This is a genomic window from Idiomarina sp. HB (assembly GCF_048059115.1).
GTDB lineage: Bacteria > Pseudomonadota > Gammaproteobacteria > Enterobacterales > Alteromonadaceae > Idiomarina > Idiomarina abyssalis.
On the sequence record NZ_JAYLVU010000004.1, the window covers coordinates 95,144 to 110,994 of the forward strand.

14 protein-coding genes are annotated in these 15,851 nt (G+C 50.3%); 1 reads left to right on the forward strand and 13 read right to left on the reverse strand.

Going from position 1 to position 15,851, the window contains the following annotated elements; all coding sequences use genetic code 11:
- Positions 1-56: 56 nt before the first annotated feature.
- The 12 genes from VBY75_RS11525 to VBY75_RS11580 all read right to left on the reverse strand — a co-directional run bounded on the left by VBY75_RS11525 (position 57) and on the right by VBY75_RS11580 (position 10,726).
- Positions 57-1,238 (reverse strand): NAD(P)/FAD-dependent oxidoreductase, encoded by a 1,182-nt coding sequence (locus tag VBY75_RS11525; protein ID WP_222235961.1) that lies wholly within the window; start codon positions 1,236-1,238, stop codon positions 57-59.
- Positions 1,238-1,729 carry a peroxiredoxin gene (locus VBY75_RS11530; protein ID WP_054490362.1) on the reverse strand — a complete coding sequence of 164 codons (492 nt, stop codon included), beginning with the start codon at positions 1,727-1,729 and terminating at the stop codon, positions 1,238-1,240. Before VBY75_RS11530 ends, VBY75_RS11525 begins: the two co-directional genes overlap by 1 nt.
- On the reverse strand, positions 1,713-2,504 hold the full coding sequence (locus tag VBY75_RS11535; protein WP_416512613.1) for a class I SAM-dependent methyltransferase: 792 nt from the start codon (positions 2,502-2,504) through the stop codon (positions 1,713-1,715). The genes VBY75_RS11530 and VBY75_RS11535 overlap by 17 nt, the downstream gene beginning before the upstream one ends.
- Positions 2,501-2,953, reverse strand: coding sequence for a GNAT family N-acetyltransferase (locus VBY75_RS11540; RefSeq protein ID WP_416512615.1), 453 nt, complete (start codon positions 2,951-2,953; stop codon positions 2,501-2,503). The genes VBY75_RS11535 and VBY75_RS11540 overlap by 4 nt, the downstream gene beginning before the upstream one ends.
- Positions 2,950-3,822 (reverse strand): Dam family site-specific DNA-(adenine-N6)-methyltransferase, encoded by an 873-nt coding sequence (locus VBY75_RS11545; RefSeq protein WP_199495068.1) that lies wholly within the window; start codon positions 3,820-3,822, stop codon positions 2,950-2,952. The genes VBY75_RS11540 and VBY75_RS11545 overlap by 4 nt, the downstream gene beginning before the upstream one ends.
- A gap of 81 nt (positions 3,823-3,903) precedes the next feature.
- Positions 3,904-5,502: an AAA family ATPase gene (locus VBY75_RS11550; RefSeq protein WP_416512617.1), complete on the reverse strand. Its 1,599-nt coding sequence runs from the start codon at positions 5,500-5,502 to the stop codon at positions 3,904-3,906.
- Positions 5,503-5,547: 45 nt separating this feature from the next.
- Positions 5,548-6,621: a 3-dehydroquinate synthase gene (gene aroB, locus VBY75_RS11555; protein WP_416512619.1), complete on the reverse strand. Its 1,074-nt coding sequence runs from the start codon at positions 6,619-6,621 to the stop codon at positions 5,548-5,550.
- An 18-nt stretch (positions 6,622-6,639) separates the two neighbouring features.
- Positions 6,640-7,173, reverse strand: a complete 534-nt coding sequence (gene aroK / locus VBY75_RS11560) for a shikimate kinase AroK (RefSeq protein WP_199495065.1) — start codon at positions 7,171-7,173, stop codon at positions 6,640-6,642.
- 137 nt (positions 7,174-7,310) lie between these two features.
- Positions 7,311-8,585, reverse strand: a complete 1,275-nt coding sequence (locus VBY75_RS11565) for a type IV pilus secretin PilQ (RefSeq protein WP_416512621.1) — start codon at positions 8,583-8,585, stop codon at positions 7,311-7,313.
- Positions 8,585-9,406, reverse strand: coding sequence for a hypothetical protein (locus VBY75_RS11570; protein ID WP_416512623.1), 822 nt, complete (start codon positions 9,404-9,406; stop codon positions 8,585-8,587). The genes VBY75_RS11565 and VBY75_RS11570 overlap by 1 nt, the downstream gene beginning before the upstream one ends.
- Entirely contained in the window at positions 9,399-9,920 is a 522-nt protein-coding gene (locus VBY75_RS11575; protein WP_222235952.1) for a hypothetical protein, read from the reverse strand. The genes VBY75_RS11570 and VBY75_RS11575 overlap by 8 nt, the downstream gene beginning before the upstream one ends.
- On the reverse strand, positions 9,908-10,726 hold the full coding sequence (locus VBY75_RS11580) for a hypothetical protein (RefSeq protein ID WP_222235951.1): 819 nt from the start codon (positions 10,724-10,726) through the stop codon (positions 9,908-9,910). Before VBY75_RS11580 ends, VBY75_RS11575 begins: the two co-directional genes overlap by 13 nt.
- 155 nt (positions 10,727-10,881) lie before the next feature.
- Between VBY75_RS11580 and VBY75_RS11585 the strand changes: the two genes are divergently transcribed.
- A complete protein-coding gene (locus tag VBY75_RS11585; protein ID WP_199495060.1) occupies positions 10,882-13,344 on the forward strand; it encodes a penicillin-binding protein 1A in 2,463 nt (820 codons plus the stop codon).
- A 30-nt stretch (positions 13,345-13,374) separates the two neighbouring features.
- Here VBY75_RS11585 and VBY75_RS11590 read toward each other — a convergent pair whose 3' ends face one another.
- Positions 13,375-15,816 carry a bifunctional aspartate kinase/homoserine dehydrogenase II gene (locus tag VBY75_RS11590; protein ID WP_271332259.1) on the reverse strand — a complete coding sequence of 814 codons (2,442 nt, stop codon included), beginning with the start codon at positions 15,814-15,816 and terminating at the stop codon, positions 13,375-13,377.
- Between the last annotated feature and the right edge of the window lie 35 nt (positions 15,817-15,851).

The following is a 15,851-nucleotide window of genomic DNA, read 5'->3' on the forward strand; positions in this document are numbered from 1 at the left end:
TCGCCTCCTGGCACCAAGCGGAACTAACCAGCACAAGTGATCGCTCTGGCAATCACTTAAACCTCCGACCCACAAGCAAAGCCACTGCTCCACGCCCATTGAAAATTAAAGCCTCCCAACCAACCGGTTACATCCAGCACTTCGCCAATAAAGTACAGGCCGGGTTGCTTCTGGCTTTCCATGGTTTTGGAGCTGACTTCGTCAACATTAACACCGCCTAAGGTGACTTCGGCGGTGCGGTAACCTTCGGTGCCGTTGGGTTTTAGCTGCCAGCGGTTAAGGTTGTCGGCTATGGCCTGAAACTGCGCGTTAGAAGTATCGGCCAGTTTGTTGTTCAGTGGCCATTGGTGGTGCTCTGCTAGCGCGGTCACTACGCGTTTAGGGAAGTGTTGCTGTAATACGGTATTGAGCTGAGTTTTGGGTTGTTGCTGTTGTTGCGTTTTCAGCCACTCAAAGGCGTCTAAGTCGGGTAGCAGGTTAATAGTCACGGCTTCGCCGGGCTGCCAGTAGGAGGAAACCTGCAAAATGGCCGGTCCGCTGACACCGCGGTGGGTAAACAGCATGGCTTCACGGAAATAACCGCCATGGGCTTCTGCACTGACGGGTACAGCCACACCGGAAAGCTCGGCAAAGCGGGCTTTTTCGTCTTCTTGCAGGGTAAAAGGCACTAAACCTGCGCGTACCGGCACAATGGAATGGCCAAACTGCTCCGCAATTTGATACCCCAGCGGGGTCGCGCCCAATTTGGGCATAGATAGCCCGCCACAGGCAATAACCAGTTTGTCGCAGCTATAGTCGCCGCGGCTGGTTTCAATGCGGTAGTTGCCGTCGTAGTCTACCGACACAATCTCGGTGCGTAGCTGAACTTTGGCGCCGTATCGGTCGCATTCGCTCATTAACATGCGCACAATGTCTTTGGCGGAGTCGTCGCAAAACAACTGGCCTAAGGTTTTTTCGTGGTAGGCAATGCCGTACTCAGCCACCAGGCCAATAAAGTCCCATTGGGTGTAGCGGCTGAGTGCCGACTTGCAAAAATGCGGGTTGGAAGACAGAAAGTTTTCCGGGCCAGCGTACATATTGGTGAAGTTGCAGCGGCCGCCGCCGGAAATCAGAATTTTCTTACCTGCCTGCTTGGCGTGATCCAATACCAGCACCGACTTACCGCGCTGTGCGGCATGGGCGGCGCAATGCAACCCCGCCGCACCGGCACCAATAATAATCACATCCCAGTTCGACATTATTTTTGCAGTTGCTCCAGTATGTATTCGGCTTTGCTCACTTCAAAGGACTTGTCCTCTTCTACAAACACACCTTTTACCTGGCCGTCGGTAATGATCATGGCGTAGCGCTTAGAACGTATGCCACCAAAGTTACCGGTGTCCATGCTAAGGCCCATTGTCTGGTTGTATGCGCCGTTGCCGTCGGACAATAACCGAACCTTTTCTCCGATCCCTAATGCGTCGCCCCAGGCCTTCATAACAAAGGCGTCATTTACGGCTACACAATTAATGCTCAGAACTCCCGCTTCTTTTAACGCTTCGGCGTGCTCTACGTAGCCGGGCAAGTGTTTCTCCGAACAGGTCGGAGTAAACGCGCCAGGCACTGAGAACAATACGTGTGTGCCTTTGGCGAATATTTCTGCCGGGTCATAGTTCTGAATGCCAAGATCACCTTTGCTGGTCAGTGAACCTGATGGAATTTTATCGCCTTCTTTAATTTGCTGACTCATGAAAACCTCGTTTTATGTAAACATCAAAGCGATGCTTTTTACTATTAATTTGGCTGTTTGGTTCACGCCCGGCCAGAAAAGGTGCGCTGTTGGGGCGCTTAACTACGACTCGGAATTTAGCGTTATTAAGCGCAGGCTCTAGCAATGAATCGGCGTCTTCGTCGCTGCCGACTAACTGCTGGAACATTTGCATGTCTTTTTTCACTTGTGCCTTTTGCTTGCCGGTTTTTGGGTACATGGGGTCTAAATAAACCACGTCGGGCTCGTGGGTGAAGCCTTTACCCGTATATAAGTTGTCGGTTCCGATTAAATGCATGCGCTGGCAGGTTTCGCCAATGAAGTCGGCTTCCTGCTGGGCTCTGTGCAGGCCGTTATCGAGCAGCGCAGCGACAACCGGGTGACGTTCAATTAACTGAACGTCACAACCCAGTCCGGCTAGTACAAAGGCGTCCCGCCCCAGGCCGGCGGTTCCGTCGACAACCGATGGTTTAAACTGCCCGGTGACACCTACTGCTTTAGCAATAGCTTCGTTTTTTAACTGCGTGTTCTGAGCACGGTAGGCCGCTTTGCCCTGATGAAAGTCGACCACTAAAGGTGACATTTTTTGTGGGCTTTGCAGCCAATGCAGCGCGAGTACATCGTCGTTCAACCAAAGTTGAAAAACGTCATTATCGGTGGCTTCAGACGGGAGGCACCAACGCTTAGCAATCGCCTTTGCCTCAATGGTTTCAGCGTCGCTGCCTGCAAGAACGGGAACCCGGACTGCGGCGGTCACTGTGCGGCCTTACGTTGCATATCAATGTGTGGAATATCGTCTTCCAGATACTCGTCGCTAATGGCTTCAAAGCCGAAGCTTTGGTAGAACTTCAGCAGATAAACCTGTGCGCCTACCCGAATTGGGGCTTTGGGGGCATATTCTTCAAGATAGTCGATACTGCGTTGCATGACTTCTCTGCCTAGCTTCTGCCGGCGCATTTTTTCATGGGTTATTACCCGACCAATACGAGAATAGCCGGTATCGGCGGTGGCCAGGTAAAGCCGGGCGTAGGCGACCATTTCGCGGGTGTCGTTGCGGGCGTACAAATGTAAAGCCTGCTCGTCTGCGCCGTCGGCATCCAGGTAGGGACAAGTTTGCTCCACCACGAAAACTTCTTGTCTAAGTTTCAGCAAGTCGTAGAGATCGTGCAGCGAAAGATCGTTAAATGCTTTTAAGTGCCAGTTCATGTGCCTACTTTCTTCAATGAGTTGCTAAGAGAAACCACGTTGCTTTTATTGACTTCGCTATCGTATAAAGCGAGCAGCTCGGCTACGGGTTTGCGGCCATCGCCTTTTTGACTGATGCTGCGCGAGACCGACAAGCTACTGATGTCGGCGTGTTTGTATAAAGCCCGGGTGAGGTCGGTGTCGTGGTTGCTTATCAGTACCGGAATGTGGCGCTTTTTCGCAACTTGAACTGCCCGGCGGGCTAACTCGTCCTGGTCAGTCAGGCCAAAGCCACCGGTCGCGTAGCTGGTAAAGTTAGAGGTCTGGTCCAGCGGGGCGTAGGGCGGGTCGCAATAAATCACGTCGCCTTGTCGGGCACGTCGAAACACTTGTTCAAACGGGCGGCAAATAAACTTGGCCTTGCGCGCTTTCTCGGCAAAATGCTCGAGCTCTTTTTCAGGGAAATACGGTTTGCGGTAATCACCAAAGGGCACATTAAAAATGCCTTTGCTGTTATAGCGACACAGGCCGTTGTAGCCGTGGCGGTTCATATATAAAAAAAGCAAAGAGCGAAAGTAAGGGTCGCTGCTGGCATTAAAGGCGGCACGCAGTGCGTAGTAAGCGTCGGCCTGGTTGTTACGGTTAACGAAGAGCTTGCGGGCGTCCTGAATAAAAGTCTTCGGACGGCGCTTCACAAACTGATACAGGGTAATGAGGTCCTGATTAATGTCGTTAAGCAGGTAGCTGTCGTAGTCGGTATTCAGAAAAACTGAACCGGCACCCACAAAAGGTTCGATGAGCTTTTTACCTTGCGGCAAGCGTGCTGTTATCGGCTCGATAAGTGAGTACTTACCGCCTGCCCATTTTAAAAATGCCCGATTCTTCTTCATGCGCCGGCCGTTGGTGGATCCTCAAGGGATTGTAACCCAAAGGCCGGGGGATGAAAATTGCTGACTGCGCTATTCGTCCGGCTACTGGCTAGTAATGTCGTTTTGCACACTGGCAAACGACTTAGCCCAGGGCTCCATTTGCTGCACATCGGTCGGCAGCTGAGTGGCGGCTGCACGTGCTTGCTCAATGCTGGGGTAGCTGCCAAAAATAACCACATAACGTTGGTCAGCGCGCTGATACACCTGGGTATTAGCGGCAATACCGTAGTCATTACGGAAACTGCGCAGTAGCTGCGGGTCACTAATAATACTGATTTGCAGCGTGTAATTGCCTGAGTTCTGATCCAGTGCCCACTGGGTCTGGAACGGCCGCGCTTGAGGCTGAGACTGTTGTGGTTGTGGTTCAGGTTGTTCTGCTTTAACTTCTGGTTCTGGTTTGGCTACAACGGTATCAATGCCTGCCTCGGCTGCCGACTGCTCGTTAGACTGCCCGACAGGCTCAGCTTCCTGCGGCTCTTGTTGCTTCGGCTGTTGTTTAATAAAGCCCAGCGAAATTTCGCCTTCTGTAATTTCAGAGGCGGCTACGGTGTTTAATGTACCTAACGCATTGCGGTAAGAGGCGGCCAGTTCCGCAGGAACCAGTTCTAAAGAACGTTCATTGAGCGGTTCAAAGCTGGGCAAACTGGTCGTCTGTTCGGTAGCTTCTGTTGCTGTTTTATCTTCGGCTGTCGTGGCACTGTTTGCATCGCCTTCTTCGGTCGTGGCTTCTGCCGATGCCGCTGATTCCGGATTCACTTGTTGCCAGTAGGCGGTCAGCTGCTCTTTATTCAGAAAGCCAGCAAAGGCCAGACTCATAATGGCTGCAATTAAAAGAATAGGCCACAGACGCATTTTGCGACGGCTGCCCTGTTCTGATTTATGGTTCGCTTTGCTCTGTTCGCTGGCGTTGGTATTGTCAGCATTCTCTTCGGCATTGGTATCGCGGTAGCGTGCTGCCTGAGTCGTTAAGGTTAACTGCAAACGCTGCTGAATTTCACCGGGAAACCCATGAATGGAGTTTAAAAATTGTTGAATGCGTTCCAGGTTCCAGAAGCTACGCTGCTTCTCCGGCAGTAAGGCCTGCACAAAGCGAATCTGTTCGTCATGATTAAGTGGCTGAACCTCAATCATGGTGGGCCCTTGTACACGCAAGTGCGGCGCCGGGCGTTGTTGCTGTGCCCAGCGGCTGTCGCCGGTAATGATAATGCTGGTGCGCTGACCAATGGCGCTAAGCTGAGTAACGGTGGAAATGCACTCGGCTAAAAAGCTTTCTGACAGTAGCTCACCGTTATCGATAACAATAATGGCGTGGTTAAGCGGACGCTGGCGTTGCATCTGACGACTTAGTGACTCGTCGTTAATGCTGATGGTGCCGAACAACTGGTTGAGTATTTGTGCGCGAAGTCGGTCGTTGGTGGAGCGTTCATTGGCGCTGATAAAAGCCACTTCCGCGTATTCTGATGCCTGCTCCAGAAACACTTCTGCAATGGTGGTTTTACCGCTGCCCTCTTTGCCGTGCAGCATAATAAGCGAAACGCTTTGCTGGCAATTTTGGTGGAGCTGGTCAATAACCTGTTGCTGGCTTGGTTTGGTTTTTACCGGCGCGGCAACAATGTGTTGTGTGGTTGCAAGTGCTTGCATCTGTCTGTTCCTGTCTGTCAGCCGAATAGAGATAACGCGTTGGCGTTAGCAACATTCAGTGATCACAGCAGCAACGGTATTGTGTTCTACAGTACTGACGACTTCAGCTTTACCAATAGCAACTGGAAGAACAAAGTGCAGCTGACCGTCTTTTACTTTTTTGTCGCGCTGCATGTAGTCTAACCAGTCCTGCCAGGGCATTTGCGGGCCCTTCGTTGGCAAGCCAAGTGCCAGCAGTAAATCTTTAATGCGTCGAAAATCTGACGAATCGAGCCGCTGTGTCACTTCTGACAGCTTAGATGCAATTATAATGCCAGCAGCTACGGCTTCGCCGTGTGTCCATGCGCCGTATTCGGTGGCGGCTTCAATGGCGTGTCCAAAAGTGTGGCCTAAATTGAGTAATGCCCGTAGGCCTTTTTCGCGCTCGTCCTGGGCGACAACTTCCGCTTTAATTTCGCAGCTGCGTTGAATAGCATAAGTCAGTGCTGCCGGGTCTTGCTGACTTAACTCTGTCGTATGCTGTTCCAGCCAGTGGAAAAACTCAGCGTCGTAGATAACACCGTATTTAACCACTTCGGCCAGGCCGCTGCGGTAGTCCCGTTCAGTCAGTGTTTGCAAGCAGTCTATGTCGATAACCACCGATTTGGGCTGATAGAAAGCGCCAATCAGGTTTTTCCCCTGCGGATGGTTAACCGCTGTTTTTCCGCCCACGGAAGAATCAACCTGCGACAATAGGGTGGTCGGAATTTGGTAAAAGTCGACACCCCGTTGAAATGTTGACGCCACAAAGCCCGCTAGGTCACCAACCACACCTCCGCCTAAAGCAATAATGCCGCAGTCGCGGTTAAAGCCAGCGTTAATAAGAAGATCCATGGCTTCGCTGTAGCTTTCCAGGCTTTTAAACTGTTCGCCGTCGCGCATTTCAAATACTTCGACCTGATGGCCGGCAAGCGCACTTAATAATGGCTTTAAATAGTGCTGGCTGATGGTCGGGTTAGTGATGACCAGTAGCTGTTGATTGAGTCTATGCGGGAGGTTTTCTACGTAGTTTGATAACAGGGCGTTACCAATGTAGATGGTGTAGCTGCGTTCACCTAAAGAGACGTTAACCTCAGCCATGAACGCAGCTCCCTTTACTTACCCGAGGCCGTTAATCGACTCGAGTTGATCGATAATGTCATTGACGACGAATTTTGCGCTTTGATCATCGGTTTGTACCGTGATGTCTGCAATTTCTTCGTATAAAGGGTCGCGTTCTTGCGCCAGTTGCTCCAGCACTTTACGCGGGTCGTCAGCTTCTGCAATTAAAGGCCGGCGTTTGTCGCGCTGAGTGCGCGCCAGTTGTTTCTCAATGGGTGTTTTTAAATACACAACAACACCCCGAGCCGACAGACGGTTACGGCTTTCTTTGCTCATGACCGAGCCGCCACCTGTCGCTAAGACAATACCCATGTTTTCGGTAAGCTCTTCGATTACTTTTTCTTCGCGTGCACGAAAGCCTTCTTCACCTTCAAGTTCAAAAACCCAACTGATATCGGCCCCTGTGCGGCGCTCGATTTCAGAATCTGAGTCGAAGAACTCTAAATGTAATTGTCTGGCGATTTGACGGCCAATCGTACTTTTGCCAGCCCCCATGGGCCCAACAAGAAAAATATTACGTTTCTCAGCCATATTCCTGCTTACATCATTGGTTAAAATTAGCTGTAACTCACGAATCCGGAGTGTCTGGAGACGTCCCCCAACCCAACGAAAAGAAGCGCGATTATCGCAACTTGAGCCCACTTTAGCAATAGTAATCGGCTTTTGGACTAAGTTTGGGGCAATATCGTTGGTGTGACGAAAATCATTAACTCCCGCTTTTCATTGCGCTGCTGCTGGTGAGAGAACAAATTCCCGAGTAACGGCAGCGAACCTAAGATGGGGACACGACTGTCATCATTCAAGCTATGTTCCTGAAAGATTCCCCCTAAGACGATAGTTTCGCCATTTTTCGCCAGTACCCGCGTCGACATTTCCTGAGTGTCGATGGCAACGGCTGGTCCGGTTGGTGTGGCAATGGTGTCACCGCGGGTGTTTTGGGTAATGGTGAGCTCCATTAGTACATGATCATTTGGCGTTATTTGCGGAGTTACACTTAAACCCATAACCGCTTTTTTAAATTGCACCGCGGTAGCCCCGTGCGCAGCTGTTTCGACGTAAGGTATTTCGGTACCTTGCTCTATGTAGGCCGGTTGCTGATTCGACGTAAAAATTTTCGGACTGGTAATAATTTCGGCTTTGTTTTCCTGCTCCAGCGCCGTTAATTCAAGGTCCAGCAGAATGTCATCGCTCAGCCTGGCCAGGTTTGCGGAAAAGGTTCCGGCGGGGTTTGTTGCGGGTAAGTCCACTTGCATACCTTTTACAAAGCTCCCTGTGTCCTCTGGTATTGCCAGTCCGTACTCCGACGCGCCCCAACGAATGCCCAGTTCTTTACTCACGTTGGCCTTTACCGTCACCATACGGGCTTCAATAAGCACCTGTTTCACCGGGACATCTAAATCATTGACTAACTGACGAATGGTGGCCAGCTGCTCCGGCGTGTCCCGAACAATGAGGGTATTAGTGCGCTCATCAACACTGACCGCTCCGTTGGGTGACAAAAAGCTTTGCTGTTCATTTTTTAATAACGACGCTAAGTCACTGGCTTTAGCAAAGTTTACGCTAAGCAAAATAGAGCGGTGCTGGCTATTGTCTACGGCAGCATCATCGGCGACATCAATGCGGAGCATGGAACCTTGTGTGTGAACCGTTAAGCCATGACTGGTTAGCAGCGTGTCGAAGGCATCCTGCCAGGCAACCTTGTTGAGTTTCAAACTGGATTCACCACTGACCTGGTCGGTAATCAATATATTTAACTGATGCTGATCGGCCAGTAATTGTATGAGTTGGCTTAGCGGCATTTTATCGGTATTGAGCGAAACAGGTTGTTGTCTTTGCTCTTCGCTCAGCAGGCTTTTCCAGGAATTTTCCATTGCGTAGCCAGATGTAGAGCAAAGCACCAGCAGCAGACTGAGCGCACGAAAAGAGAATTTAATTGGCTTCATTACGGTTTCTTGTCCTTAGTTAAACGAAGTTTGACGGTCTCTGCCGACCAACAGCCTGCATACTGCTGCCAGCGTTCGAAAAGTGCGTACCCGGGGTCAATTTCACGCAATTGCATGAGTGGGTTTTCTATCCAGCTGTTGTTAGCAAGGGTTATTACGCGGTCAGGCAGTTGTAGCAGAGCTTTTCTTTGTGGTGAGGTTTGTGTGGCCAGCAACTTCACTAAAGACCAATCACTGATTTGAATATTGCTCTTTATTGCAGGCCGCTCTAAGCACTTAGGAGGTTCGACAGCAATGGGCGGAAAGTTTGTTTTAAACAGCGTGTTGGCGTCAATGCTTGCCGAAGCGGCATCATCGGCGTTTAACCACAGAAACTGCCAACTGAGTTTACCGCTGGTTAAGTCTGTGTCTTGCCACTTTAATGTTTGAGTAAAAGGAAAAGCCTGAGTCGCGCCGTGTTGTGCCAGCATTACAGAGGCAACAAAACGGACAGCGCGCTGATAGCTACCATTAACCCCAACCAACCATTGTTCAGAACTCTCTGGATCTTGTTGGTAGTGCAAGTCTACCTTTTGTTGCTTTGCCGCCTGGGTCAGTAAAGACGAAACATCCACGAAGGAGGGTTCGGATACATCGATACTGTCCTCTGCCGGAACTGGAGGAAGAGGTGTCTGTAGCTGCTGATACTGATTCCGCAAGGTTTTGCTAAGCTGCGCGGCCTGATACCCGGTGAAGTAATAGCTAATGAGCACAGCAAGCAGGGTAAAGATAAGCAGGGCCATGACCCAGGCAATAAGTGCTTTGTGTAATGATTTAGCCACGGCTGGCCTCACGCTGGCTATTTAAGTAATGGAATGAAACGCGTTTTTGCGGCAACAACTGCTGTTTTAGCCCGGCATGAACAAGTTGTTTGTTGAGCCATAAATAGTGATCGTTAACTTCCTGAATACGGCGATAGCCAGCTTCCAGCTTGAATTGCTCATGGTTAAAAGTAAGCCTGCGGTGGTGAAAGCTTTTTGGGGTGTTGTCGAGTAATGCCGAAAATGCGTTAAGCCTCAGCTTATGTAAGCGTTTAAGCCGGGTAAAAATACGCTGAGTTTCTTGCTGTTGCTTGTAGGCTTGCCAGCGTTGTTGGTGAACTTTGCGCTCAGCCAGTTTCTGATTCTGGTCGCTAACTTGCTGCTGCAACTGAGCCAGATAGTCACTGTATGAAATAACCCACTGTGACGAGAAAAAGGTAACAGTTATTAACAGCACAATACCGACTTTATGCAACGTGCGGTGGCGTTGCCATAAGCTTTGCTGTCGCCATTGCAGAAGGTTTAGCGATGCCATTGGTTAAACCCCCGCAAGGCTAAGCCTAATAACACCATTTCATTATCTAATGCTGCAACAATGGGTGCTGGATTGTTTTTGAAAAAGGGGGTTGTTGATAGCACTAAGTGCGTGAGTTGCATTTGCCCTTCAAGCTGCCGGTCAAGCGACGACTGAACCGCTTTATCGCCAAAGCTCATAACCCAACTGAATTTGCCGGACATTTGAGCCGACAAAAGATAAGGCAGTAAATTGAAAGTATCGACGTATTCTAAGCGCTGAAAAACACCGCCTTTGCAATACAGAAGAATAGACTGAGGCTGTCTCAGCTCGACAATGACCCATTGCATTGTGCTTTCAAATATTGCGTTGTCGGGCCAAAGGTAAGGAAGTACTGCGTTGGTTGCACGTACAACAGACTGATAGGCCGGCTCAACCACGTGTACCGGCATTTGTAGTGGTGCCAATATTGCCAGTAATTCTTCCAGAGCTGAGCGTTGACCAATGACCGCTTCAGCTTCGTTATCTCGGGTAAAATAGTCGTAACTGATACCGGTACTGGTCTTTAATTGTGGCGGTAACTTTTCCAGTAACTGCTCTTCAACCTGACTATGGTTGTCCAGCGCAATTTTCTGATAGTGAGTTGCGGTGTAATCAAGCGCTGAGACAATGCCATCTTTATTGAGTCCTTTATCGCTGAGGCTGTTTTTGTGTTGCTGTGAAAAGTGGTCGACGACAAAGTGCCGGCCCTGCCGTGATAGTTGTAAAACCAGACAACTTTCACGATTCATTTGCACAGCAAGTGGTTGCTGGCGAAGTAATGACATTAGACAATATCCTTATTGTAGAAAAGCCAGATGCAAGCGTAGTGTTGTGAACAAAAATCCGCCATAATAGTCAGTAAGAATTTAGAGCTAATTTATGTCGGTTTTTGCGGTTTAAGCAGACTGGTGTAGTGAAAAAGCGGTTATGGAGCAGATAATTGAAGTGGTTTAAGCGGCTAATTTACACCTTGCTGGTGTGTACTATTATTGGCGGGGTAGCGGTTGGCAGCCTTTACTTGTATGTAAAGCCCGAATTACCCAGCGTGGAAACTTTGCGCGATGTGCGTTTGCAGACACCAATGCAGGTGTTCACAGCAGACGGAGAACTGATCTCACAGTTTGGTGAAAAGCGGCGTATACCTGTGGAGCTGCAAGACGTACCGCAACCGCTTATTGATGCTTTTCTGGCAACTGAAGACAGTCGTTTTTATCAGCATTTTGGTGTTGATCCTATTGGTGTTTTGCGTGCCTTTAGTGTGTTGCTGACCACCGGTGAGATTCAGGAAGGTGCCAGTACCATTACCATGCAGCTGGCACGTAACTTCTTTTTGACCTTTGAACGCGCGTGGATGCGCAAGATAAAAGAAGCCTTTATTGCCGTTCACATTGAACAGCTCTTAAGCAAAGATGAAATTCTGGAACTTTACCTCAATAAAATTACCTTTGGGCATCGCGCTCATGGTGTCGGGGCTGCAGCACAGGTTTATTACGGTAAGCCACTAAAAGACCTGACTTTAGCACAGATGGCAACCATCGCAGGCCTGCCTAAAGCACCGTCGAATCTAAACCCAATTTCAAACCCCATTGCTTCGAAAGCGCGCCGCCGTGTGGTTTTGTTGCGTATGCTGGATGAAAATAAAATCAGCCAGGCGGAGTTTGAAGAAGCGGCTAATGCCCCGGTCACCGCTCGTCGACATGGCGCCGAAGTAACGGTCAATGCGCCTTACCTGGCTGAGATGGTGCGTCAGGAAATGGTAGACCGCTACGGAGACGACCAAGCTTACAATGAAGGCTACAAGGTTTACACAACGATAAGAAGTGATGTGCAGCTGGCTGCGCGTCAGGCCGTCTGGGATAACCTGCACAGTTATGACGAACGCCATGGTTACCGCGGTCCGGTGAGTTTGTTGTGGTCGGCAGAGAAAGAAGAGGAGCCGGTGGAAGAACCGGCTATTCGGCAATACCTTGAACAATTACGCGTTATTGGTGCGGTTACACCGGCTGTGGTGACAGCCATTGGTGAGCAGTCTGCGGAAGTGATGGTTAAAGACGAGGGGAAAATCACTTTACCCTGGGAAGCCATGCACTGGGCCCGCGAATACCTGAACGAAGAACGTCAGGGACCGCCTCCAGAGACAGCCGGAGAAATCATGCAGCCCGGGCACGTTATTTGGTTGCGTCGGGTGAATGACGGCAGTGAATGGCGTCTGGCTCAAATTCCTGAACCAAGTTCCGCCATTGTGTCGCTAAGGCCCGATGACGGCGCTGTAGCTGCTGTGGTTGGTGGTTACAGTTTCCAGCTGAGCCAGTACAACCGCGCATTACAAGCGGAACGTCAGGTTGGTTCTAATATTAAACCGTTAATATATTCAGCAGCCTTTGAAGAAGGATTGACGCTGGCGACTTTGGTTAACGATGCTCCGATTAACCAGTGGAACCCGGGTTCCGGTATTGCCTGGCGACCCAAAAACTCGCCTGAAGTTTACGAAGGGCCTATTCGCCTGCGTAAAGCGCTGGCTAAGTCGAAAAACGTGGTTTCAGTGCGGCTAATTCGCGAAGTGGGCGTAAAGCAAGTGGCAGACCATTTAGCGAAATTTGGGCTGGATCGTTCTGAAATTCCTGAAAATGAATCGCTCTCGCTGGGTTCTCTTTCAATGACACCGATGCAGGTAGCCAGAGCATTTGCTGTTTTCGCAAATGGTGGCTTTTTGGTCGAACCTTATTTCATTGAACGCATTGAAGATGCAGACGGAAACGTTTTAGACGAAACCGACCCGGCGCGCGCCTGTTTCGACTGCGATAAACCGGCACCGCAGGTCATCAGTGAGCAAAATGCATTTTTGGTTGAACAGGCAATGAACTCTGCTGTCTGGGGTGGTGGAAGCTGGCCTAATGGCACCGGCTGGAATGGTACCTCCTGGCGTATTCAACGTTCTAAACCCATTACTGAAGCGGTAGGTCGTAACATTGCCGGTAAAACCGGTACGACAAACGATGTGCGAGACACCTGGTTTTCGGGCTTTACTTCTAGTCTGTCCACCACGGTCTGGGTAGGTTTTGATGATGTTTCCAGAAAGCTGGGGCGTACGTCAAAGCATCCTGAAGTGGACTCCAGTCAGCAGGCAATAACAGGCGGTGAGGCTGGTGCTAAAACAGCGTTGCCGGGCTGGATCCTATTTATGGAAAAGGCGTTACCCCTGTTCCCGTCACGTGAGTTTGGTATTCCACCGGGCGTGGTGAATGTTCGAATCGACTTAGAAACTGGTAAGTTGTCGCATAAGAGCGATTACACAACACGCTTTGAATACTTCATTCGGGGAACTGAGCCGACAGAGTACAGCCGTAATAATGGCAACTCAGACCGCGATATTTTTGAAGACAATGACGACGATTTATTCTAGTCAGGCATTAGGACAAAATGAGTGGGAGCGTTAAGCTCCCACTGCCAGTTTACCCAGTAACTGATTCAAATCGGACTGAACACCACCTGCGGTAACGTGTTTACCTGCACCGGGACCACTTATTACGAGCGGCATTTCAGAATACCAGTCGGTGTAGATAACAAAGATGTTTTCGCCGGGTATTAGGTTTGCCAGCATATCCCCTTCCGGAATGTACTCAATACCAACCTGGGCGGTAACCCGCTGCTCATCACTGACCGTGAAGCTGGCCAGTAGTCGAGGGACCTTACCGTCTTTGGCGGCTTCGTCGAGCATAGCTGCCATGGGCTCATCAAGCTCAGATATGCGTTGCATAAAGTCGTTAAGCGGTATGTCGCGTAAGTTCTCCGGCACAAGGCTTTGTACCTGAATGTCCTGCCAGTCCAGATTCAAGCCAATTTCGCGTGCAAGAATCAGCAGTTTACGGACAAGGTCCTGGCAGGACAGATCCTCTCGTGGGTCGGGTTCGCTGTAACCCCTTTCTTTGGCTTCTTGTACCAGCGAACTGAAAGCCACACCTTTGGTGAAATTCTCAAACAGCCAGGACATAGTTCCGGAGAAAATACCGGAGATACTGCGGATTTCGTCGCCGGAATTGCGTAAGTCATTAATGGCGTAATTCAAAGGCAGTCCAGCGCCAACGGTGGTGTTATAGAGCCACTCACGTTCGTATTCGTGCTGGATGGTACGAATTTCGCGGTACAGCGCTTCGTCAGCCGAGCCCGCGCGTTTGTTGGCACTGATGATATGAAGGCCGTTTGCGAACAGACTCGGGTATAATTGCGCGACTTGTTTGGCATCGGTTAAATCAATCACAACCAGCTCGTCGTATGGCGCATTGGGCAGCTCGCGCAACAGTTCGGTCAATACGTAAGGGCGCGCCAGGCGGTCGAAGTCATCTGCCCACTGGGTCAGTTCAACGCCGTTGTAATCCAGCCATAAACGGCGGGAGTTGGCTATGCCAATAACGCGAACGTCCATCACCTGATTAATGCGATCTCGTTGTTGTCTGAACAGCTCCAACCAGGCTGTACCAATATTGCCACGGCCAATAACCAGCACACCCAGACTGCGGCGGTAGTTAAATAATTGACTGTGTAAACGGTTCAGTAAACGGTTATCAAGCTTCTGCTCTAAAATAGCCACAGCGGAGTCGCCGTTCTGAGTTAAGGCAAAGCGGCGTACTTTTTGTTCTGAAAGCTGGAGCTTAAAGGTCGAAAACTGATCGGTTTCCTGAATGCGGTTACCGACTATAGCGACCATGGAGTAACCGCGAATTTGAGTGATGGCATCACCCGCGCCCAGACTGTCCAGCCAGCCGGTCAGATAGTCTAAGTGGTTTTGGTGAAAGACCAGATACTGCTGATGATTTTCCGGCTCAGTCCAACTGACCAGCGGTTCTAACTCCAGTTCATCCAGGCGCTTTACTAAAGCCTTGTCCTGCAACTCAACTTTAAACAGAACCACTTCGGACAAAGACGTGAAAACTTTGCCGCGGGGCTGCGTATTCTGGAACTGACCAATGCGGGTTTGCTGGTTTTCTACTTTTAAGCTGGAACGTACCGATATGACCATGCGTTGACGGTCGACCGGCTGAAAGGTTCTTGGGTGCAGAACCGGGCTGCCAAGTCTTGCCAGTTCCTCGGCTTCGGTCCAGTCCAGTGTGGGCAAACTGACGACACGTTCAACTTTACGAGGATCCGCCGAGTAAACACCGGCAACGTCCTTCCATATGGTGACCTGGCGAGCATCGAGCAAGCTACCCACCAGCGTAGCTGAGTAGTCACTGCCGTTGCGACCCAGAGTCAAGCTTTCGCCGTTTAAGCCCCGTGCAATAAAACCGGTGACAATAAAGCGGGTGCCGGAATGAGGAGCTACCCGCAGTAGTAGCTTTTCACGGGAATGCTCAACCTGAATCACAGGCTCTGGAGCATCCGCTGCCAGTAAGAAGTCGCGGGCATCAATGTGATCGGCCCGGGTGCCCTGTTTTTGCAGCAGCGCAGATAATAAGCGTGCCGACCAAAGTTCACCGTAGGACAGCAGCTCGGCGTTATGAGCAATGTCTTCGTCACCGGCTAACCAACGACGCCAGCGAGTGAAGTCCTGTTGTGACTGTTGCAGCAATTGCTGTTGTAAATCGCCACTTAATAACTCAGTGATAAGTCCTTGCTGAAAATTCTCCAGCTGATCGAGCAGAATACTGGCGGTATCGCCCGGCTGCGGTTTGGCGTTTATAATAGCCAGAATACGATTGGTCGTATCACCAGCGGCGGAAACTACGACAAGATCGCTCGCGCCGGCGTATTCCGTTACAATGCGGGCCACACGTCGATAGCAAAAGGCGTCGGCAAGACTGCTTCCGCCAAACTTGTGTACCTGAACACTGTCGGCAACGGCCTGCTTTTGCTCCTCTGTGAGCTGTGTTGTTGTCATTCCGCCTTCCTTAACTACTCGCATGGATTGGGTTA